The 21,474-nt window shown below is 59.1% G+C and carries 22 protein-coding genes; 13 read left to right on the forward strand and 9 right to left on the reverse strand.

Annotation, left to right across the window (positions count from 1 at the left end; all coding sequences use genetic code 11):
• The first annotated feature begins 26 nt into the window (after positions 1-26).
• Entirely contained in the window at positions 27-293 is a 267-nt protein-coding gene (locus AB1805_08675) for a hypothetical protein (protein ID MEW5745490.1), read from the forward strand.
• Between the two features lie 8 nt (positions 294-301).
• Here AB1805_08675 and AB1805_08680 read toward each other — a convergent pair whose 3' ends face one another.
• The 3 genes from AB1805_08680 to AB1805_08690 all read right to left on the reverse strand — a co-directional run bounded on the left by AB1805_08680 (position 302) and on the right by AB1805_08690 (position 2,913).
• A complete protein-coding gene (locus AB1805_08680) occupies positions 302-1,405 on the reverse strand; it encodes an LptF/LptG family permease (protein MEW5745491.1) in 1,104 nt (367 codons plus the stop codon).
• 6 nt (positions 1,406-1,411) lie between these two features.
• The gene (locus AB1805_08685) at positions 1,412-2,473 is read right to left on the reverse strand and encodes an LptF/LptG family permease (GenBank protein MEW5745492.1); all 1,062 of its coding nucleotides are present in this window, start codon (positions 2,471-2,473) and stop codon (positions 1,412-1,414) included.
• A gap of 65 nt (positions 2,474-2,538) precedes the next feature.
• A complete protein-coding gene (locus tag AB1805_08690; protein ID MEW5745493.1) occupies positions 2,539-2,913 on the reverse strand; it encodes a helix-turn-helix transcriptional regulator in 375 nt (124 codons plus the stop codon).
• Between the two features lie 164 nt (positions 2,914-3,077).
• On the opposite strand from AB1805_08690, the gene AB1805_08695 reads away from it, so the two are divergent.
• The 4 genes from AB1805_08695 (at position 3,078) to AB1805_08710 (ending at position 6,826) form a co-directional block, all read left to right on the forward strand.
• The gene (locus AB1805_08695) at positions 3,078-3,443 is read left to right on the forward strand and encodes a response regulator (protein ID MEW5745494.1); all 366 of its coding nucleotides are present in this window, start codon (positions 3,078-3,080) and stop codon (positions 3,441-3,443) included.
• A gap of 131 nt (positions 3,444-3,574) precedes the next feature.
• Positions 3,575-3,919, forward strand: a complete 345-nt coding sequence (locus AB1805_08700) for an iron-sulfur cluster assembly accessory protein (protein MEW5745495.1) — start codon at positions 3,575-3,577, stop codon at positions 3,917-3,919.
• Between the two features lie 103 nt (positions 3,920-4,022).
• Positions 4,023-4,994: a porphobilinogen synthase gene (hemB, locus tag AB1805_08705; GenBank protein ID MEW5745496.1), complete on the forward strand. Its 972-nt coding sequence runs from the start codon at positions 4,023-4,025 to the stop codon at positions 4,992-4,994.
• A 209-nt stretch (positions 4,995-5,203) separates the two neighbouring features.
• Positions 5,204-6,826 (forward strand): methyl-accepting chemotaxis protein, encoded by a 1,623-nt coding sequence (locus AB1805_08710; GenBank protein MEW5745497.1) that lies wholly within the window; start codon positions 5,204-5,206, stop codon positions 6,824-6,826.
• Positions 6,827-6,882: 56 nt separating this feature from the next.
• On the opposite strand, the gene AB1805_08715 is transcribed toward AB1805_08710, so the two are convergent.
• The 6 genes from AB1805_08715 to smc form a co-directional block, all read right to left on the reverse strand.
• A complete protein-coding gene (locus AB1805_08715; protein MEW5745498.1) occupies positions 6,883-7,455 on the reverse strand; it encodes a thioredoxin fold domain-containing protein in 573 nt (190 codons plus the stop codon).
• A gap of 67 nt (positions 7,456-7,522) precedes the next feature.
• Positions 7,523-7,858 (reverse strand): metalloregulator ArsR/SmtB family transcription factor, encoded by a 336-nt coding sequence (locus AB1805_08720; GenBank protein MEW5745499.1) that lies wholly within the window; start codon positions 7,856-7,858, stop codon positions 7,523-7,525.
• Positions 7,859-8,007: 149 nt separating this feature from the next.
• Positions 8,008-9,372 carry an FAD-linked oxidase C-terminal domain-containing protein gene (locus AB1805_08725; GenBank protein ID MEW5745500.1) on the reverse strand — a complete coding sequence of 455 codons (1,365 nt, stop codon included), beginning with the start codon at positions 9,370-9,372 and terminating at the stop codon, positions 8,008-8,010.
• A 184-nt stretch (positions 9,373-9,556) separates the two neighbouring features.
• Complete coding sequence (rpsU, locus tag AB1805_08730; GenBank protein ID MEW5745501.1) at positions 9,557-9,775, reverse strand: 30S ribosomal protein S21; 219 nt, start codon at positions 9,773-9,775, stop codon at positions 9,557-9,559.
• A 1-nt stretch (position 9,776) separates the two neighbouring features.
• A complete protein-coding gene (locus AB1805_08735; GenBank protein MEW5745502.1) occupies positions 9,777-10,091 on the reverse strand; it encodes an RNA-binding protein in 315 nt (104 codons plus the stop codon).
• Positions 10,092-10,228: 137 nt separating this feature from the next.
• A complete protein-coding gene (gene smc, locus AB1805_08740; GenBank protein MEW5745503.1) occupies positions 10,229-13,843 on the reverse strand; it encodes a chromosome segregation protein SMC in 3,615 nt (1,204 codons plus the stop codon).
• Positions 13,844-14,065: 222 nt separating this feature from the next.
• On the opposite strand from smc, the gene dsrA reads away from it, so the two are divergent.
• The 8 genes from dsrA (at position 14,066) to dsrM (ending at position 21,474) form a co-directional block, all read left to right on the forward strand.
• Positions 14,066-15,250, forward strand: coding sequence for a dissimilatory-type sulfite reductase subunit alpha (dsrA, locus tag AB1805_08745; protein ID MEW5745504.1), 1,185 nt, complete (start codon positions 14,066-14,068; stop codon positions 15,248-15,250).
• A 37-nt stretch (positions 15,251-15,287) separates the two neighbouring features.
• Positions 15,288-16,358, forward strand: a complete 1,071-nt coding sequence (gene dsrB, locus AB1805_08750; protein MEW5745505.1) for a dissimilatory-type sulfite reductase subunit beta — start codon at positions 15,288-15,290, stop codon at positions 16,356-16,358.
• A gap of 109 nt (positions 16,359-16,467) precedes the next feature.
• Positions 16,468-16,686 carry a hypothetical protein gene (locus AB1805_08755; GenBank protein MEW5745506.1) on the forward strand — a complete coding sequence of 73 codons (219 nt, stop codon included), beginning with the start codon at positions 16,468-16,470 and terminating at the stop codon, positions 16,684-16,686.
• Between the two features lie 103 nt (positions 16,687-16,789).
• Positions 16,790-18,277, forward strand: a complete 1,488-nt coding sequence (locus AB1805_08760; protein MEW5745507.1) for a cobyrinate a,c-diamide synthase — start codon at positions 16,790-16,792, stop codon at positions 18,275-18,277.
• Entirely contained in the window at positions 18,270-19,304 is a 1,035-nt protein-coding gene (locus tag AB1805_08765; GenBank protein MEW5745508.1) for a DVU0298 family protein, read from the forward strand. The genes AB1805_08760 and AB1805_08765 overlap by 8 nt, the downstream gene beginning before the upstream one ends.
• Positions 19,305-19,437: 133 nt before the next feature.
• A complete protein-coding gene (locus tag AB1805_08770) occupies positions 19,438-19,773 on the forward strand; it encodes a TusE/DsrC/DsvC family sulfur relay protein (GenBank protein ID MEW5745509.1) in 336 nt (111 codons plus the stop codon).
• Between the two features lie 139 nt (positions 19,774-19,912).
• A complete protein-coding gene (locus AB1805_08775; GenBank protein ID MEW5745510.1) occupies positions 19,913-20,452 on the forward strand; it encodes an RsbRD N-terminal domain-containing protein in 540 nt (179 codons plus the stop codon).
• A gap of 29 nt (positions 20,453-20,481) precedes the next feature.
• Positions 20,482-21,474: a sulfate reduction electron transfer complex DsrMKJOP subunit DsrM gene (dsrM, locus tag AB1805_08780; protein ID MEW5745511.1), complete on the forward strand. Its 993-nt coding sequence runs from the start codon at positions 20,482-20,484 to the stop codon at positions 21,472-21,474.

The following is a 21,474-nucleotide window of genomic DNA, read 5'->3' on the forward strand; positions in this document are numbered from 1 at the left end:
CTGAGCTTTACCCGGGGATCGGCGAGTTGAAGTACCTCCTTACCCTCGTCATAGCCGGCCTTATCATCCTCTGGATCAACTATCAGTCGCTGCCGGTCAGGAAGCTCCGGGAGCGGATCGGTGAAAAGAAGTTCTGGCTCCTCATGCTCTTCGAGGTGGTGCTGCTGGCGCTGGTGCTCTCGCTCTTCCGGTTCGCCTATTCGCTCATGTTCCGCATCGCCATAGCAGCCCTTGCCGTGGGCATCAGCCTGATGGTCATTACCTATCTCTACGGGAAGAAGAGAAAGCAGTAGGCAAGGGCTTATTCGGGTATCTGGCTGTAGAGGTATACCGACACGACGGCGAAGAGCGCCGGAACGATCCAGGGAGCTACAGCGGCCGGGATGGCGCCGGCATAGCCCAGCGAAAGGAACAGGGAGTAGCTGAACCAGTAGAACAGGCTTATGACGAGCCCCAGGCCCGCTGCGATCAGGCCGCCGTGCGTGGCGAAGCGGGCGGGGATGATCCCCCTGAGCGCCTTCTGGTCGCTTCCTGCGGAGAGCGATATGCCGAGGAGCAGCATGAAGAGGTTGACGAGCGGATAGGAGAGGCGGGAGCTGATATCGACGACGAGCTTCGGGTTCTTGAAGCCCGCCTCGGTGAGCCGCTTCTGGTAGCCCACCAGCTCGATCATCGTCATCTCGCTGAGCTCCCAGAGGTCCTCCTGGAATATCTTCGGCGACCCGATCAGGGGATACTGCAGTTCGGGCATCCTCGTGACCGTGCCGGCAGCGATATCCGAGACAGCGACATCCTTGAGCTTCCAGGTGTCTCCTTCCCATTCGGCGAGCTCGGCGTCGATCCGCTCTTTCAGCCCGTCTGCATCGAGCCTGAAGATGCTCACTCCCTTCGAGAGGTTCTGTTCGGGCAGGTAGAGGCCGATGCGGACGATGGAGCCGTCCTTGCTCCGCATATAAAGCGTGCCTTCTTTGAAGGTGACGCCCTTTTTCTTTTTGGTTATCTGGTGCTTGAGCGCCCGCACCTCCTTTGACGTAAGGGGAACGACGATCTCCCCCAGGACGAAGCCGAAGAAGGTCAGGAGCACGCCGATGCCGACAAAAGGCAGGAGCATTCTCTTCATCCGGCCCGAGGCCGCCTTGATGATCACGATCTCCTTCCGCTTGATCGCCTGCGAGAAGACGAAGAGGCTGCTCAGGAGCGTCGCCATCGCCAGCAGGTAGTGCAGGTTCCGGGGGATGGTGAGGACGATATAGCCCAGCAGCATCCCTATCGAAGGCTTGTGGGGCATGAAATCATCGATCCGGTCGATGAAGCCCATGATGCTGAAGACCAGGGCTATGCCGAAGCCGAGGACCAGCAGGGTGGTGAGGAACTCTTTGATATATAACTTTTGTATAAGCAGCATGGTGAATTACTTCCTGCTCACCCGCTCGAAGACGACGAGGGAGCATATCGTCAGGACAGCGAACGAGAGCCACGCGCCGGCAGCCGGCGGCACCTTGCCGGTCCTCGCCAGGTTCTCTCCATAGAGGAGCAGCATATAATAGAAGGCGAAGACCGCCAGCCCCACCGTAAGCCCGCCCAGCCTTCCCGATTTGCCGGCCATCAGCGAGAGCGCAGGCCCCAGGAATACGAGGACGAGGCAGATCGCCGGCATCGAGATGCGCCTGAAGAACTCGAGCATGAGCGGCGTGCCCTTGTCCGGGGCGCTCCGCGCAGCGCTGAGCAGCTCGAAGGGAGTGAGCTCGCTGTTTTTCCGTTCCGACGGCTCGACCGAGGGGGTCAGCGTGAAGTGGTACTTCCCGAAGGATATCTCGGTAAACGTATTTTTCCTGGTGATATAGATATGGCCGTCCAGGAGAGAGAAGCTCAAGGTCTCCTCTTCAGGCGCCAGCCTCCCCTCCTTTGCGACAATCACCCTCTGCTCCTCTTTCTTCCGCTCGTCGACGATGAATATCCCCGAGAGCCTGTCGGGAGAGGGCTTCTCTTTCACGAGGATGACGATATCCTTGAAGGCGGTATTGAAGATGCCCTCCTCTATGGTCATCGGCGCCCGCCGGGTGAGGATCTCGACCAGGCTCTGCCGCATCGCCGTGCTCCCCTTGGGACCGAGGTAAAAGCTCATGCCGAGGCTGAGGACGAAGCAGGCGACCCCCAGGTAGAGCACCGGGGTAGAGATGCCTTTGAACGACATGCCGCTGCCCCGGAGGATGACGAGCTCGCTGTCGGCGTTCATCCGTCCGTAGGCCAGGAGCACCGAGAGCAGCAGGGCCATGGGAATGGTGAGAATGAGGAGCTGGGGCTGCAGGTAGAAAATGATCCGCGAGATATCGAGCAGGGAGGCGCCGACCCCCGAAAGTATCCTGCTCAGGCGCAGGATCTTCTCCATCATGAGCGTGAAGTTCAGGAAGAGCAGGGAGAGCAGGAACGAGGTGAGGAGCTCCTTGAGTATAGAGCGGTGGAGTAAAAGCATAACGGATTATTATAAATCATTTCCGCGGAGAACGCGCAGGCTGCGCCGGGGCTTCGGGAGACGGCTTACTCTTTTGTCTCGGCGGCCAGGCGTGCGACCTGAATGACGATATTCCTGGAGGTCTTGCCTCTGATCTTCCTGAAGTGCCTGAGGAGCGCGCTTTCGTCCGGAGCTGCATAAGGAGGGCGCTCTTCGGCGATCATCATCGTCGGAGCCGGGGCGGATTCGAAGAAATACACGACCGGCACCGAGAGCGCCTCGGCGATGATCTGGATGTTCTCCGCATTGAGCTTGTTCCTCCCGCTCTCGTACCGCTGCACCTGCTGGTAGGTGACCCCGAGCATATCGGCAAGCTCCTGCTGCGACAGCTTGAGCTCGCTCCGCCGCTTCCTGATCTTCTCGCCGATCTCCCTGCTGGTGACAAGCTTGCGTTTACGCATGACAGTTCACTATACCAAGCTCCTTTTTCGTTTACTACGAACTGTAGCGTGTATTGACATTTGCAACTCAAAAAGTGTATAAAAGGTGGATTTGGGATCGGTTCCCGGCGCCGTTAAGGGCGCGGATGCTGCAGTTCGCCCAAAAGAAGGGGGGCTTTTTGGGGATGTTAGTGAGAAGGGCGGTCGCCATTGATGACGAACAGGCGGTGCTGTCGACGATCGTCGAGCTGACTGCGCTGCTCGGGCTTGAGGTGAAGGGGTTTTTGTGCCCTGCAGCCGCCCTTGCCTATATAAGGGCCAACAGGGTCGACCTCATTCTTACCGACTTCAGGATGCCCGGGATGGATGGGGTGGAGCTGGTGAGAGAGGTCCGCAAGATCGACGGCGATGTGCCGATCGTGATGATCACCGGCAATGCGGAGGACGAGGAGCTGCGCCGGAGGGCATGGAGCAGCGGCGTCACCGATATCCTCGGCAAGCCCATAGACTGCCGGCGCTTCGATGCGATCATCCGCACGATCATGAAGTAGCGCTGCGCCCTGAGCCGGGAGCGCCTTCCCGCCTTTCTGCCAGTCCGAAGATACCGGCGGAGCCCCTCTTCGATTGCTTTTTAAGGCGGTTTCTTTTATGCTAAAGGTATAAAACTTCCGGAGGTACACTTATGATTACGATTACCGATAAAGCTGCCGAGAAGGCGAAATCCATACTGGCGGCCGAGGGCAAGGACAGCTGGGGCCTGAGGATCTACAGCGCAGGCGGCGGCTGCTGCGGGCCGTCATACGGCCTCGATATAGACGAGAGGCCCCTTGCCGACGACGAGGTCATCGAGCAGGCCGGCCTGAGGGTCTTCGTGGACAAGAATACGGGCACGACCCTTGCCGGCATGCAGCTCGACTATCTCGAGGACGGCGAACAGGAGGGCTTTATCCTCACCGGCGGGTCTGCTCCTTCGTGCGGCCCCCAGAGCAGCGGCGGTTGCGGATCGGGCTGCAGCAGCTGCGGGTAAAGACCGTAACGCTTGATGCGTGATGCGTAAGGGGTAAAAGGACGAAGAGAATAACAGCTTAATAGCCTCGTTACGGATTGCGCGCCACGGATCACGGGTTTGAATGTTTCCTGTACATAGATACAGAAGGCTCAGAAAGAACGAAGTCATCAGGAGCATGGTCAGGGAGACGGCCATCGCTCCTGATGATTTTATTTATCCCCTCTTCGTGACCTTCGGCAAGGGCGTGAGGAAAGAGATCTCCTCCATGCCCGGCTGCTACCAGGAGTCGGTCGATGAGGTCGTAAAGCACGCAAAAGAGGTGCACGCCCTCGGCATCCCCTCGATTATCCTCTTCGGCATTCCCGGGCAGAAGGACGAGCTCGGCACCGCGGCCTATGCGGACAACGGCGAGGTCCAGCAGGCGATCAGGGCGGTCAAGGACGCTGTCCCCGATCTCTATGTCATCACCGATGTCTGCATGTGCGAGTATACGAACCACGGCCATTGCGGCTTCATCGAAAAGGGAGAGGTCAACAACGATAAGACGCTCAACCTCCTCGCCATGGAGGCGCTGTCCCATGCGCGGGCAGGCGCTGACATGGTCGCCCCTTCGGATATGATGGACGGCAGGGTCGAGGCGATACGGAAGGCGCTCGACAGCGAGGGGTTTTCGGGTGTCCCCATCATGTCCTATGCCGCAAAGTATGCCTCGGCATTCTACGGCCCCTTCAGGGAGGCGGCTGAATCGACGCCGCAGTTCGGGGACCGCCGCTCCTACCAGATGGACCCCGCCAACCGGCGCGAGGCGATCAAGGAGGTCGCCCTCGACGTTGCGGAAGGCGCCGATATCGTCATGGTCAAGCCGGCGCTGTCGTACCTCGATATTATCTCCGATGTCAAGGCATCCTTCGGCGTGCCGGTCGCGGCCTATAACGTAAGCGGCGAATATTCGATGGTAAAGGCCGCCGGCAAGATGGGCTGGATCGACGAGGCCCGGGTGATGATGGAGATCCTCCTGTCGATCAAGCGCGCCGGAGCCGACCTCATCCTCACCTACTTCGCCAAGGACGCGGCAAAGCTCCTGAACGCCTGACCATAATAATTTCCGCAATCTTCCCGTGCTTTGCGGGGGGGCTTTGTATGCTGGCGCCCGTTCCTCCCCGAACCGAGAAAAAGCCGGCCTCTGTCGTCATCGATTCCCGTCCCTCTCTTTCGATTAAGATATCCGCCTTTCTCACGAAAATAATCTATAAATAACTATAAGTGCTATTCACATGCACACACAAAGAGAGGTGCTTCGCCATGGGATTTACGGTAACCATCAGCAAGAAGCTCAGGGGTTCCTTTACTGCGCTGGTCTGTTTTCTGGTCCTGGTCACGATCCTGGGGTTCAGCGGAATTACGGCGGTGAAGAAGAGGCTGGATCATATCGTCCAGGACCGGGTCGAGAAGATAATCCTCTCGGCCCGCATGTCGGATTCGATCCTGACCGCGGCCCGCATGAGCCGGATGATCCTCATCATCGAAAGTCACGCCAAACGGACCGAGCTCTCTGAAAAGATCAGGGCCGAAAACAGGAAGTTCGGCGAGGCCCTTTCCCAGTTCGAGAAGATGAAATTCACCGAGACCGGGCAGAAGCTCCTCGCGGAGCTCAAGAGCGCCTATGCTCAGGCGGTGCCGATAGACGAACGGCTTATCGATCTGGCCCTGAAGTACGAGAATGAGGAGGCCCGGGCCCTGCTCCTCGCCGAAGCGGCCCCTGCCATGCAGCGGGTGGAGGATACGCTCGAAGCAATTATCAGCCGCCAGGTCGCCAACAGCAAGACCGAGAAGGAGCAGGCAGAGCAGGCGATAGCCCGCGTCCGGATAATCGTGCTCGCGGTCGGGCTCTCGGCGGTGCTCCTGGTCATCGTTATGGGGTATCTCATTCCCAAGGGGATCATAACGCCGCTCAACCAGGCGCGGGCCGTTATGCAGGAGATGGCTGCAGGAGATCTGACCGCAGCCGTGGAAAACGGGAAGGCTGACGAGACCGGGCAGCTGCTGCGGACCATGTCTTCGATGAGCGCCAGCCTTAAGACCGTTATCGCGGAGGTCAAGCAGACAGCCGACAGCGTCGCTGCAGCGAGTCACCAGTTGGCCGCCGGCGCGGACCGGATGTCGCAGGGCATCGGGAACCAGTCGACGCGGTCCGTCCAGATAGCTACCGCTTCGGAGGAGATGTCCCAGACGGTCGTTGATATGGCGAGAAACGCCGCGAGCATAGCCGAATCCGCAACCAGGACCCTCGAGGTTGCCCGCGACGGACGCGCCATCGTCGGCAAATCGATCGAGGAGGTGAACCGCATCGCCGAGACGACGGAGCAGACCGCGCGGAATATCTCATCCCTGAGCGAGCGCTCCCGCCAGATCGGCGAGATCGTCACTGTTATCAAGGATATCGCCGACCAGACGAACCTTCTCGCCCTGAACGCGGCGATCGAGGCCGCCCGCGCCGGGGAACAGGGGCGCGGCTTCGCCGTGGTCGCCGACGAGGTGAGGAAGCTTGCGGAGCGGACCTCCCGGTCCACTGCCGAGATAAGTGAAATGATCGCGGCAATGCAGGGCGACGTGGAAGCGGCGATCCATGCCATCGGCAGCGGCAAGTCCAACGTAGAGAGCGGCGTCTCCCACGCGCGCGAGGCGGGCGATGCGCTCAACTCGATTGTCGCATCGGTGAATGAGCTGCAGGGCATGGTGCAGCAGATCGCGTCCGCAACCGAAGAGATGTCGTCCGCCGCCGAGCAGATCAATATAGATATCAAGTCGATTGCCGATGTCGCGAGCGAAAACTCGGGGACCTCCGGCCAGGTCTCGGATGCGGCGCAGAACCTCGAGCGGACCTCCACCGCCCTCCAGGAGATCGTGGGCAGGTTCAAGGTTTAGGGAGGGCGTTCCGGACCCGGGCACCGAAGGGCGCCGCGCGCGACGGAACTGCCCGCCTACAGGGTTTTGTATGCCGACGCCCTCTGCGTCCAGCGGCTTGCAGGGAACCGGCTCAGGAGGAGGCTGTACGCCTCTTTCATGGCATCGACGCTTTTGGTATGCATGTACTTGCAGAGCCCGCGGTAGTAGATCGCCTCGGGGATCGAGACGCCTTCAGGGCAGTCCGCAATAACTCTCTCCAATATGATAGAGGCGCTATTGATGTTGCCCAGGGCAAAATGCATCTTGGCGATCGCGAGGATCAGAAAGGAGATGAAGTCCTCGGGAGAAAGATACCCCCTCGCGCAGCAATACGCCTCTTTGCTGCTGTCGATGACGATAAACGACGGCGTTCCCGAGACGATGAATTCCGCCGGCAGGCCCGCCTCCCCGGTTATTGTCCATTGGACCGTTATGAAGTTATTCCTGAGAAAGTCTACGGTCCGCTCGTCGGCAAAGGTGTCTACCTCCATCTGCCGGCAGACAGGACAACGAGGATCGATGAACGACAGCAGGATCGGTTTTTGAGCTGCCTCCGCTTCCCTTACAGCAGTCTCAAGGCGTTTCTCCCAGAGTGGCTCCCCTTGCATGACTCCGCCTCCCCTTTTCATCGTGCACGGTGCAGCTGAAAGGCTCTCTGCAGCGCGGTGCATGGAGTTATTCCGCTCCCCTGACCAGGCGCGCCATATCTCCGCGCTCGGTAAGCAGATCCAGCAGGACCTCTTTCATGATCGTGCAGGCCTCGGTGATTTTATAATGGGCAATGTGATAATAGACCACGGCGCCCTCCCTCCGGCAGCTCAGGATGCCTTTGGCTCTCATCAACGAAAGGTGCTGGGAAATATTCGATGCGGGCGAGCCGAGGAGGCTGATGAGCTCGCCGACCGACTTTTCTCCCTCCTCGAGAGCATCGATAATCTCGATCCTCAAGGGGCTCGAGAACACTTTGCATACTTCAGCCTGCATCTCATATATAGATTTAGGACCGTTCATAACTCCTACTTTATACTCTTTTAGACGCAAGTTCAAGATTTTGAGCAGTTGCAAAACAAAGAAATAATAAGATTGTTGATCCCAGCCTGTCGAGAGGTCGGGGACGATACAGAGGGGGCATACTCGGAAGCTTTACAATACAACGGAGATCAGCCGAAGACCTTGCCGGGGTTCAGCATGCCCTTCGGATCGAACACCCTTTTGATCTCGCGCATCAAGCCGAGCTCCCTCTCTTTTATCTCCATCCCGAGATAGGGCGCCTTGGTCAGGCCGATGCCGTGCTCTCCGGAGAGAGAGCCGCCGAGCCCGAGGGCGGCTTCGAATATCTTTTTTGTGAGCGCGCGACCTTTTTCGTACTCCTCTTCCTTTTTGCTGTCGACCATGATATTCACATGCAGGTTGCCGTCACCGGCGTGGCCGAAGCTCGCGATCATGATGCCGCTCTCGTCCGAAAGCGCTCTCAGCCGGGCGAGCATGGCGGAAACCTTATCGCGGGGGACGACGATATCCTCGCTCATCTTGGTCGGCTTGAGGTGGTAGAGGGCGGGAGAGATAGACCGCCGTGCCTCCCAGAGCCGGTCCCGGGCCGCGGTGTCTTCCGCGACCGTCGCCTCGCCGCCGAGGGTGCTGCAGAGGGAGACGACGCGCTCGGCCTCTTTCTGTACGGTCCCGGGATACCCGTCGAGCTCGATGAGAAGGAGCGCCTCGACATCCCGGGGCAGGCCGGTCGGCTTGTAGCGTTCGACCGCTTCGATCGTAGGGCGGTCGAGGAGCTCCAGTGCCCGCGGGATGATCTTCGAGGAGATGATCTTCGAGACTGCGGCGCCGGCGGACTCGAGGTCGTGGAAGAGCACCAGCAGCGTCATGATATCTTCGGGCAGCGGCAGTATCTTCAGCCGTATGCGTGTCGAGAGCGCCAGGGTCCCTTCCGAGCCGACGAGCAGATCCTTGAGGTCGTATCCCACCGTCCGCTTGTAGGTCTTGCCTCCGGTGGTGATGACGGTCCCGTCATAAAGGACCGCCTCGATGCCCATGACATAATCGCGGGTGACCCCGTATTTGACGGCGCGGGGCCCGCCCGCATTCGTGGCGATGTTGCCGCCGATGGTCGAGAAGGCGAGGCTCGCCGGGTCGGGCGGATAGAAGAACCCGAGATACTCGAGCTCTTTCTGGAGCCAGCCGTTGATGACGCCGGGCTCGACGACGACGGTCATATTCCTGGTGTCTATCTCGATGATCTTGCGCATCTTCTCGAAGCTTACGACGAGACAGTCGCCGCGGGGGACCGCGGCGCCGGTCATCCCGGTGCCTGCGCCCCGGGAGATCACGGAGAGACCGTTGTCATTGGCGTAGCGCACGAGCCTGACCACGTCGTCGGTGCTCCGCGGCCATGCCACGGCCCGGGGGAGGGCGGCGTCGGCACGGGAGGCGTCAAAGCTATAGCAGAGGAGGTCTTCCTTTTCTGTCGAGAGCAAGATTCCGGGGAGCGGTGAGGGGGCCTTCTGCTTTTTCATATCCGAAAATTATACTCATTGTGCTTTTTTTCTGTAAAATCCCGCCGGGCTATCCCGGCGAAGAGAGGAATACTGCGATTGCTGAAGGGGGTAAAAGGCAGGAGAAAAGGGCGGTAACCGCATCCCAGCACGAGCAGGAGAGGAGTGGCTGTGCGCTCCGTCGTGCCCGTGCCGGTCTCCCCGGTTACGCCCGTTTGCTTCTTGCAGCGCTTCCCGCGCTCCTGAACCGCTGGGCCTTGAGCCGTTTCCGCCGGGCGGCCCTCTGCTTCTCCTTCTCCTTTTCGGAGGGCTTCAGGTAGAAGCTCTTCTTCTTCAGGTCCCTCAGGAGCCCGTCCCGCTGCACCCGCCGCTTCAGCTCCTTCAGCGCCTTGTCGACATTGTTTTCATGAACAATAACCTGCACGTCATCTCCTTCCTTTCCCCCGACCGCCACCGCCCCGGTTGCCGAAGCCGCCGCGGTCCGGCCTGGGCTGCTGCGGCTTCGCTTCGGCTACGGAGAGCGACCGCTCCATGAAAACGGAGCCGTTGAGCGTATCGATAGCTTTTTGAGCATCCTCTTCCGAGGTCATTTCTACAAACCCGAATCCCTTGAGCTGGCCGGTGTGGGCGTCGGTTATCAGGTTGACGGACTCGACAGGGCCCACCTGTTCGAAAAGCCCCCTGACAGCGTCCTGTGTTGCCTTGAACGAAATATTCCCGACATAGAGTTTCCTGCCCATCGGCCGCTCCTCCGTTTCTGCGGAATAAAAAGCCCGGAGACTTTCCTTTTAAAGGCTCCGGGCTTTAAAAGATATTCTAGTATAGCCTATAACGGCCTTACTGTAAACGGTTATTTTTTCCCCGGCGCGTGCGCGGCCTAGCCCGCCTGCTCGATTTCGGCGAACTGGAGCGACATCGCCCTCGATACGCCGGGCTCGGGCATGGTGATGCCGTAGAGGTAGTCGGCAGACTCCATGGTCGTTTTATTATGGGTGATCACGATGAACTGCGTGCCCTTCGCAAGGTCCCTGATCATCCCGGCGAAACGCACCGTGTTGGATTCATCGAGCGGCGCATCGACCTCGTCGAGGATGCAGAGCGGGCTCGGCTTTATGAGGAACCCGGCAAAGAGGAGGGCGAGCGACGTGAGCGCCTTCTCCCCTCCCGACAGGAGGTTCAGGTTCTGGAGCTTCTTGCCCGGCGGCTGCGCGATGATATCGAGCCCCGACTCGAGGATGTTCTCCTCGTCGGTGAGGATGAGGTCGGCCCTGCCTCCGCCGAAGATGGTGGTAAAGACCTCGACGAAGTGGGTCCTGAGCGCGTCATAGGCCTCGCGGAGCTTGCGCCTCGTCGAGGCGTTGATCCTGCTGATCGCCTCTTCGAGCTCGGCGATCGAGAGGGTGAGGTCCTCCTGCTGCCTGGTCAGGAAATCGTAGCGCCCCTTGAGCTCCTCGTACTCCTCGATCGTGCCGAGGTTGACCGGACCGAGGTCGCGGACTTTGTCATTGAGCTGTTCCACCCGTTCGTCGTCTTCGGCGGGATCGAATCCCTCGATCTCGACCATCTCCTGCCTGATGTCGAGCCCGTACTTCTGGGAGATGCCGCTCTCGATATTCTCGAGCCTGAGCCGGTGCTCGACGGCCTTCGAGGCGGCGTCCGCCAGCTCCTGCGAGACGGCATCGAGCGCGGAGCGGATTTCGCGGAGGACGGCGTTCTGCTCGACGAGCGCCTGCTGCTCCGCATCGATGATCTCTTTACGGGAGGCGCGCTCTTGCCGCATGCCGTCGACTTCGACGACGAGCGTCTTTATGGCTTCCTCATGCCGCTCCAGCTCGACACCGGAGTCTTTGAGCTTCTGCTCCGCCTCTATGATCTCCTTCGTTGCGTTCTCCTTGTCCTGGTCGAGCTCCTCCACGGTGCGGGCGAGGGACGCCTCCTCGCGCTGGAAGGCCTCCATCTTCTCCCGGTACGATGCGATGCTGAGCTTCAGGTCCGTAAGCCGGGTCCGCGCATGCTCATACTCCATTTTCACTGCCGAGAGCGAGTTCTGGATCACCGCGATGCCCTCGTGAAGGGCGGTGTTTTCCCGTTCGAGCTGGCCGATTTCCTCCGCTTTGGCAGTGATGTGCCTGTCGAGCGACTCTTTCTCCGCGGCGAGGGAGGCGACCTCCCCCTCGAGGAACGAGAGCTTCCGGCGTTTCCGCTCGAGGTCGTCCTGGTGGCTCTTCAGCGAGTGGCCGATCAGCGAGATCTCTTTTTCGATATCGATGATGGCGCTCTCGATCGTCCTGAGCGACTCCCTGTGTTCGGCAAGAGAGGCGGTTGCCGCGGTTATGCCGGCCTCGATGCGCGCAACGGTCTCCTGCTGCTCCTGGATCGTCTTCTGGAGCTCCTTGATCTCCCGCTTCCGCTTCAGGATATCCTTGCCGTGGCCGGCGAAGATGACGCCGTCGCGGTCGATGAACTCCCCGTCGAGGGTCACCAGTGCCGCTGCCTCGAGGGTCCGCTCCTTCCGGAGCTCGAGGGCGCCGGCGAGGTCCCTGACGATGTAGATATTTTCGAGGATCTCGAGCACCGTGCTCCGCAGCCCGGTGTTCTCGATGGTGATGAAATCCGAGGCCCTTCCGATGAGTGCGTCATGCGTTACTGCGCCGGGCGTTGCCGCCTTGCCGGCATCCCCTTCGGCGCCGAAGCCTGTATAGAGCAGGGGGGTCCTGCCGAGCTGCTTCTCCTTGATGAGCGCCACGGCAGCGACGATGTCGTCTATCGTGGTGAGGATCACGGCATTGACCTTCTCCGCGAGCGCCGCTTCGAGCGCCTGTTCATAAGCGCTGCCGGCATTGATGATATCCGACAACACCGACCCCGAGAAATGGATGCTCTCCCGCGAGTCGGTAAGGAAGTCCTGGAGGGATTTATCGATGGTGAGCTCCCTGAGCGAGGAGAGCCGGGAGGTGGTGGACGCCAGCGCCTCGCGCTCCCGGGCGAGGCTGATCCTGGCGCTCTCGATCTCGCTGCCGAGACGCTCGGTCGCTTCGGCAAGGCGGTCGCGCTCGGCCTGAAGGTCCATATGGCGGGCGGTAATGGTCCGCAGCGTCTCCTCCGACTCCCTGAGGGTCTGCTCCTGCGTCGTTATGCCTGCCCGTATCGTCTCCATATCCTTGAGCGAGGCCGACTCCCTGTACGTGAGGGTCTCGTTCGAAGACTGGAATTTATGCAGCTCGTTGCGCCGCTGGCTGATCTGTTCCGAGATACTGAACAGCTCGCGACGCTTGTCTTCTATCTCGCCCTCCTTTTCGGCTATCGCGAGCTCGATCTCGGCCAAGGCGCTCTTCCTGTCGGTGAGCTGGTCCTGCAGCCCCGCGATATCGGTCGAGAAGGACGCAATGGTCGCCTTGAGCTCTTCACTTTTGCCCGAAAGCTCTTCCTTCTTGATATCGAAAAAGTTCTGCTGGTTGGCGAGCCGGAGGATATCCGCCTCGCGGTTTTCGATGCCCGCTTTGAGCACCGCGATCTGCTTCTCCGACTCCGCGATGCCCTTTTCCTTTGCATAGAGCCGGTTCTCGAGCTCGGTCAGGGCCTTCTCCTTGCCGACGAGCTCGATCCGCCTGACCTCGATCTGGTTTTCGAGGGTCGAGAGCTCGCCCCGCCTGGAGGAATCGGCCTCCTTCAGCCGCTCCAGGGCCTCTTCGAGCGACCGGAGGGTCTCGCTGAGGCGCAGAAATTCCCTCTTCGCGATGCGCAGCTCGATGCCCTTCAGCTCTTCGATGAGCCGCTTGTAGCGCTCCGCCTTCTTTACCTGGCGGTCGAGGCTGTTGATCTGGCGCCGCACCTCATGGACGATGTCATTGACGCGCTGCAGGTTCTGCTTCGACGATTCGAGCTTGGACAGGGCCTCGTTCTTCCTTACCTTGTACTTCATCACCCCCGCTACCTCTTCGATGAGGAAGCGCCGGTCCTGCGGCTTCGTATTGATGATTTCCGATACCTTTCCCTGGTCCAGGATCGAATAGCTCTTCACATCGAGGCCGGTATCGAGGAAGATATCCTTTATGTCCTTCAGCCGGCACTGCTTCTTATTAAGATAGTATTCGCTCTCTCCCGAGCGGTAGAGCCTGCGGGAGACGGTGATCTTATCGTCGAGCCCGTTACTTCCTGTAGCATTGGCCGTAGCATTGGTGTTACCGTTGCCGTTGCCATTGCCATTGCCCTCGGGCGGGGCCCCTCCTTCCAGCTGGGATACGAGGAGCACCACCTCGGCCATCCCCTTCTGCTTGACCGTCGACGACCCCTGGAAGATGACCTCTTCCATCCTCTCGCCGCGGAGACTTTTGACGCTCTGTTCGCCCAGCACCCACTTGAAGGCATCGACGACGTTGCTCTTGCCGCACCCGTTGGGGCCGACGATGCAGGTGATGCCGCTGTGAAGACTGAGGACCGTCCGTTCTGCAAATGATTTGAATCCGTTAAGCTCGATCTGTTTAATTCTCATAACCCATAATTGTACGGTGTGCAATGCGAAAGGGTCAAGTCAAAAAACCGTGGAATCGGGAGCTGATATCCACAGCTAATATTTGAATTAATTTTTTTTATTTGACGATTGTTGTGCTAAAATATTAGCCTGTAGTGTTCGGGTCTCTAAAAAAACGTAAAAACCCAACAAAAGTTTAAGCCAATCACTTGTTGCTTAAAAATCACACAAGAGGAGGATTCTATGCCAAAGAAGTACGACACTCCACTGCTGGACGAGCTGGAAAAAGGTCCGTTCCCTAGCTTCGTTACGGAGATCAAGAAGGCAGCGGCGAAGAACGACATGGCTGCGGACGAGCTCGGACAGCTCGAAAAGTCATATCGTGACCGGCGCGGCTACTGGAAGCACGGCGGTATCGTCGGCGTCCGGGGGTACGGAGGCGGCGTTATCGGAAGATATTCGTCACTTCCCGAGCAGTTCCCCAATGTTGCCAACTTCCACACCGTCAGAATCAATTCGACCTCGGCCTTTTTCTACACCTCGAAGTTCATCAACGAGATGTGTGATATCTGGGACAAGTACGGAAGCGGCCTTACGAACATGCACGGTTCGACCGGAGACCTGGTCCTCCTCGGCACCAACACCGAAAACCTCGAGCCGATCTTCGCCGAGTTTTCGTCCCGCGGATGGGACCTCGGCGGTTCGGGTTCGGCACTGAGAACCCCGAGCTGCTGCGTCGGCCCGGCTCGCTGCGAGTGGTCGAACATCGATACGCTCGATATCAACTACAGCATCACCCAGGAATGGCAGGATGAAATGCACCGGCCTGCGTTCCCCTACAAGTTCAAATTCAAGACTGCGGGCTGCGCGGTAGACTGTATCGCCTCCATCGCCCGCGCCGACTGCTCGATCATCGGCACCTGGAAGGGAAAGATCGCCGTTGACCAGAACGAGGTCGCCGCGTACGCGAAGAACGGCATGAATATCCAGGAAGAGATCGTGAATATGTGCCCGAGCAAGTGCATGAGCTATGCGGACGGCAAGCTCTCGATCAAGGATGAGGACTGCATCCGCTGCATGCACTGTATCGCGAAGATGACCAAAGCGCTGAAGCCGACCGGCGAGAAGGGCGCTACCATCCTCATCGGGAGCAAGGCCCCCTTCGTTATCGGCGCGACCCTTTCATGGGTCATTGTTCCGTTCATGAAGATGGAGCCGCCCTATGACGAGTTCAAGGACCTTATCAGGAAGATGTGGGAGTTCTGGGATGAGCACGGAAAGAACAGGGAGAGAATCGGCGAGCTCATCATCAGAAAGGGCATGAGGGAGTTCCTCGAGTTCATCGGCGTCGAGCCCCAGCCGCAGCAGGTGAAGGAGCCGAGAAGGGATCCCTTCTTCTTCTGGACCGAAGCTGACTTGCAGAAATAACACATTTACTATACAAATTCAAGCAAGGAGGAACATCATGGCATTACCGCAGAGAAGAACCGATATAGGTCCCCCGCATTTCAAGGATTTCCTGCCTCCGGTCATCCAGAAGAACTACGGTGACTGGAAGCATCACGAAATTCTCAGCCCCGGCGTCATGGTCCACGTGGCGAACAGCGGCGATAAGATATGGTCCGTCAGGGTTGCATCCCCGAGGCTCCTCAGCACCGATACGCTCAGGGAGTATGCAAAGATCGCCGAGAAGTTCAGCAACGGCTATCTCAGGTTCACCACCAGGCACAATGTCGAGTTCCTCGTCTCGGACGAGAAGAACCTCGAGCCGCTCCAGAAAGAGCTGAAGGACAAGAAGTTCATGGCCGGCGGCATCGGCAACAGGATCAGCAACATCGTCCATACCCAGGGCTGGGTCCACTGCCATTCGGCGGCATCGGACGCCTCCGGCATCGTCAAGGTGCTGATGGACGAGTTCGCCGATTACTTCACCACCAAGTCCACCCCGAACAAGGTAAGGCTGGCGGTCGCCTGCTGCGTCAACATGTGCGGCGCGGTCCACTGCTCCGACATCGCCGTCGTGGCGATCCACAGAAAAGTTCCCGTCATTGACCACGACAAGGTCAAGAACATGTGCGAGGTCCCCTCGACCATCGCTGCATGCCCGACCGGCGCGATCAGCCCCGACCCGGCGAAGAAGAGCGTCAAGATCAAAGAGGACAAGTGCATGTACTGCGGCAACTGCTTCACCGTCTGTCCCCCGATCGAGATCCACGATCCCGAGCATGACGGCGTCGCCATCGTGGTCGGCGGCAAGGTCGGCAACCTCAGGAGCACGCCGAAGTTCTCGAAGCTCGCTATTCCCTTCATCAAGAACAATCCTCCGCGGTGGCCGGAAGTCACCGCTGCGGTCAAGAAGATCCTCGACGCCTATGTCGCCGATGCGAAGAAGCACGAGAGGGTCGGCGAGTGGATCGAGAGGATCGGCTGGGAGAAGTTCTTCAAGGTGACCGGGCTGCCCTTCACCTTCCAGCACATCGACGACTTCGTCATCGCGCGAGAGACCTTCAGGACCTCCGCGACATTCAAGTGGTAGTTCTGTATACTTGCAGGTAAAAAAAAGGAGCTTGGTAGGTGAGGGGCGACCCCCTCATCTACCAATCCTTTTTTAGTGATAGTCAAACTACTACAGGAAGGGGTGCACTATGGAAAAGGAGCAAGTGAAGCAGAAGATTTACGAACTGGTCGAGAAGTCCATGGGCAAGAAGAAACTCAAATCGAGCGACATCCAGAAGACCGTCTCTGCCGAGAACAACATCTCGAGGGATGAGGTGAAGGATGCGCTCAAGGACCTCGTAGACGAAGGCAAGCTCATCTATACTTATTTCGGCGGAAGCTTTGTAGAGATTCCCCCCCAGCAGTAATTTTTCTTTTTTGATTATACGAAGGCAGGCCGCGGTATGCGCGGCCTGCCTTTTTCATCGATCCCTCGCCGGGGGCGTGTGCGATTAGGTATAATACAGGGATATGTCTCCCTATCCACGAGTGACCATCGCCGGCATCAGAGGGGGCGGCGGCAAGACGACGCTCTCGCTGGCGGTCATCGCCGCGCTGCGCAGGCTGCGGGGCATGGCCGTCACCCCCTTCAAGAAGGGACCCGATTACATCGATGCGGGCTGGCTCTCTTCAGCGGCGCAGCACCCCTGTTATAATCTCGATCCCTTTCTCATTTCTAAGGAAAAGGTGCTCGAATCCTTTCTCGCCCACTTCCGGGGCGACGCGGCGGTGATCGAAGGCAATCGCGGGCTCTTCGACGGCATGGATGCCGAAGGGTCGTACAGCACGGCGGAGCTCTCGAAGCTCCTGCAATCGCCTGTCGTGCTCATCATCGACTGCACCAAGATGACGAGGACCGCCGCTGCCGTGGTCCTGGGCTGTATGAGCCTCGACCGGGAGGTGCGGGTCGCCGGCGTGGTGCTGAACCGGATCGCCGGGAGCCGCCACGAATCGGTGGTCCGTGCGTCGATAGAAAAATACTGCGGCCTGCCGGTGGTCGGCGCCATCCCGAAGCTGCCGGCAGGGGACCTGCCGGAGCGCCACATGGGCCTTACGCCCCACCAGGAGCATCCCGATACCGCGAGCGCCCTCCGCCTCGCCGAAGAGGTTGGTGCGAAATACCTCGATATCGATGCTCTCGTCACCATCGCGCGGAGTGCCGAACCGCTCAACGGCCGTAATGAGTTATGCGTAATGAGTAATGAGGTAAAGGACAAAACCGATGATTTGTCGTCTGCTGCCCATCACGGATCACGCGTTACGCATCACGAAATCAAGATCGGCATCATCAGGGATGCGGCGTTCCAGTTCTATTATCCCGAGAACCTCGAAGAGCTCGAGAAGCGGGGCGCGGAGGTCGTCGACATCAATGCGCTCTCCGATGCCCGCCTGCCGGAGATCGACGCGCTCTATATCGGCGGCGGCTTCCCCGAGACGAATGCCATAGGGCTGGCCCGCAACGAGGGCTTCAGGAATTCCGTGCGCGCCATGGCCGAGGAGGGGCTTCCGGTTTATGCGGAGTGCGGCGGGCTCATGTTCCTCGGCGAATCTCTCCTCGTCGGCGGCGCGCAGCATCCCATGGTGGGCATCTTCCCCCTCGCCTTCGCCATGCAGAAGAAGCCCCAGGCGCACGGCTATACCATCGTGGAAGCAGACCGGGAAAACCCCTTCTATCCCGTCGGGGCCACGCTGCACGGCCATGAGTTCCACTACTCCGCCGTCATCGGTCTCGGTGAACGGAGTGCGGTGCATACGGCTTTCGCGATGCGGCGGGGAGAGGGGATCCGCGACAGGCGAGACGGCATGGTGTATAAGAACGTATTCGCGACCTATACCCATATCCATGCCCTCGGCTCGCCGCTGTGGGCTGATGGCATGATCGCCCGGGCGAAGGCATGGAGAGCGCGCAGGGACCGCGCTGCCATTTCCGGACAACAAGGAGCTGTGCTGAATGAGTAAATACCCTCCTGAATGCCCCTTTTGCGGACGCGCGGTCGCGCGGCCCGAAGCAACGAAGACCGAGTTCGGCGAAGTGCTGAGCGGCGCCTGCGCCTGCGGCGCCGTCTATGTGTGCGACCCGACCGGCCACAATACCGGGGAGGCCTACGTGGAGGCCCTCGCCCTCGCGAAAGGCGCCTGGGATATCGGGTCGCTGAACGATGAGAGCGACTACCGGACTGACGATATCGACTACGATCTGAAGACACACCAGCGGATTTACACCAAAGGGCAGAGCACCCTGTCGGGCAGGCTCATCTTCGTGAAGATGGAAGGGCCGGCTGCTGCTGCGGCCCCGGCTGCGGCGTCAGCGCCTGCTCCGGTGAGTGCGGCAGTATCCGAAAGGAGGAGCGGCCTGAAGATGAAGCAGACCGTACGAAAGCTGCTGGATACCTCGTCTTTGGATGAGATCGTCGCCCTCGCGGCAGAGGACAAGGGCGTCCTGCGCTGGCTCATCGCTTCGGCCTACGATAAAGAAGAAGTCACGAGCTGGAGGGCCATCGAAGCGATGGGACTTATCTCCCGGCAGCTTTCGAAGACGAGGGCCGAGGTCATGCGGGATACGGTGAGAAAGCTCCTCTGGTCGATGGGAGAGGAATCGGGAGGCATCGGCTGGAGCGCAGCGGAGATGCTCGGGGAGATCGTCGCGGGCAATCCCGACAGCTTTACCGATATCGTCCCTATCATCTGGTCGTTCAAGGATGAGCTGATGTTCAGGGCAGGGGTCGTCTGGGCCATGGGAAAGATCGCCCAGGTGAGGCCCGACCTGGTGCGGTTCGTCGAGCCCGAGCTGCCGGCGCTCCTGGCGGATGAAAATCCCGCGGTGAGGGGATACGCGGTCTGGGTCTGCGGCCTGCTCGGCTGCGGCAGCGGCCATCTCGCCCGGCTGCTCGACGACCGGAGCACGCTGCCGTTTTATGAGGGGCGTGCTTTGCCGGTGAAGACCGTCGGCGAGCTGGCCGCTGCCGCATTGCATAAACCTGTCTAATAAGATTATAATATTATTCTATTTGACCAAAACTCCAATTCTATATTAACTTGATAAGTCATACTGTCACTAAATACCATGAAACGGCAGTTGCATTAAACTACATTAAATCAAACAGAAGGAGGACTGCACTATGCCCACTATGGAAATTGCAGGCAAGCAAGTAGAAGTTGATGAAGACGGTTACATGACCAACCTCGATGAATGGAACAAGGACATCGCGGTTACCATGGCCAAGGGGGACGGGCTCGACCTCACCGATGCCCACTGGGAAATCATCAACTTCCTGAGGGATTACTACCAGAAATACCAGATCGCTCCCATGATCAAGATCCTCGTCAAGGAGATCGGCAAGGTCATGGGCCCGGACAAGGGCAATACGAAGTACCTCTATGAGCTGTTCCCCGACGGTCCTGCAAAACAGGCATGCCGCTATGCAGGACTGCCGAAGCCGACGGGGTGCGTATAAAGCACCGACGAAAAGAGGCAGGAATGTACTTCCTGCCTCTCTTTTTTTATCTTACGGAGGTGAGGGGCGCTGAGGGGCATCGCCACCGTACTTCAAGACTGATAGGGAGATGGTGCCCGGAAGGCGGCCGAAGTTCGCAATGGATTTGACGCAATGGTTATCAGAAAGAAAAGAATCGGTAGTCGGGACCTGGTTTGCCGCTGCTCTTGAGACCTATCCCTCCGAGACGCAGACCTTTCTCACCACGCAAAAAGACCAATTTCATAACCCGGTGGGGCATACCCTCCGCGAGGGGCTCGAGGCGATCTTCGACGAGCTCCTCGGCTCGGCCGACTTCGACAAGATCGCCCCTGTCCTGGACAGCATTATAAAGATCCGGGCGCTCCAGGAGGTTCCCCCCTCCCATGCCGTTGCCTTCGTCTTCGACCTCAAAGGGGTCATCCGCAGAGAGCTGCGGCCGGCGGACCGCACGCCGCGCACCCCGGAAGAACTCGAGGCATTCGATACGAAGATCGACGACCTCGCCCTCCGCGCCTTCGACCTCTATATGAAGTGCCGTGAACGGCTCTGCGAGATCAGGTCGAACGAAGTCAGGAACATGACCGCGAAGCTCGTCGAGCGGGCAAACGATATATTCGAACGGTATTGTAAGGAATCGAGGGAACAGAAACAACCGTAACGGTATAAACCATAGAAAGAGGTGATTCAATGAGAATTTTGTTTCCACTCTTTGCGGTACTGGCACTCATCGTGATCGGCGTAGTGGGGGTGAGCGGGGCCCAGTTGCACTTCCTCTTCGGGGTGATAATTCCCTATGCCGCTCTCGCCGTTTTTATTGCGGGCCTTATTTACCGCGTTGTCACCTGGGGCCGTTCGCCGCAGCCCTTTGCCATCCCGACCACTGCCGGCCAACAGAAGACGCTCCCGTGGATCAAGCAGAACAAGCTCGAGAACCCTTCCAGCACCGGCGGCGTCATCGGCAGGATGCTCCTGGAGGTGTTCTTCTTCAGGTCCCTCTTCAGGAACCTGAAGGCCGAGGTGACATCCGATAGGAATGTCGTGTACGGCTCGGCCAAGTGGCTCTGGATAGCCGGCCTGGCCTTTCACTATTCCTTTCTCATCGTCCTGCTCAGGCATGTCCGGTTCTTCACCCAGCCGGTGGCTGCGTACTCCTCCCTGCTCGAGGGCCTCGACGGGTTCCTGCAGATCGGGGCGCCACGGCTCTACCTGACCGGCATCGTGCTCCTGGCTGCAGCAGCCTATCTCCTCGTCAGAAGGCTTTATATTGCGCAGGTCCGCTATATCTCCCTTGCCGCCGACTATTTCCCTCTCTTTCTCATCATGGCGGTCGCGGCCACGGGGATCCTGATGCGCTACTTCCTGAAGACGGATATCGTGGCGGTCAAGACGCTGACGATGGGACTGGTACACTTCAGTCCCGTCATACCGGAAGGAGTGGGGGCGATCTTTTATGTGCACCTGCTCCTGGTGAGCGCGCTCTTCGCCTATTTCCCGTTCAGCAAGCTGGTGCACCTGGGAGGCGTCTTCCTCAGTCCTACCAGGAACCTCCAGGCGAATACCCGCGAGTTCAGGTACGTCAACCCCTGGAACCCCCCTGTCCATGTCCACACCTATGACGAGTACGAAGAAGAGTTCAGGGAGAAAATGAAAATGGCCGAAATCCCGGTAGAAAAGGAGTAA

The organism is Nitrospirota bacterium, assembly GCA_040752355.1.
Classification (GTDB): Bacteria; Nitrospirota; Thermodesulfovibrionia; order Thermodesulfovibrionales; family Dissulfurispiraceae; genus JBFMCP01.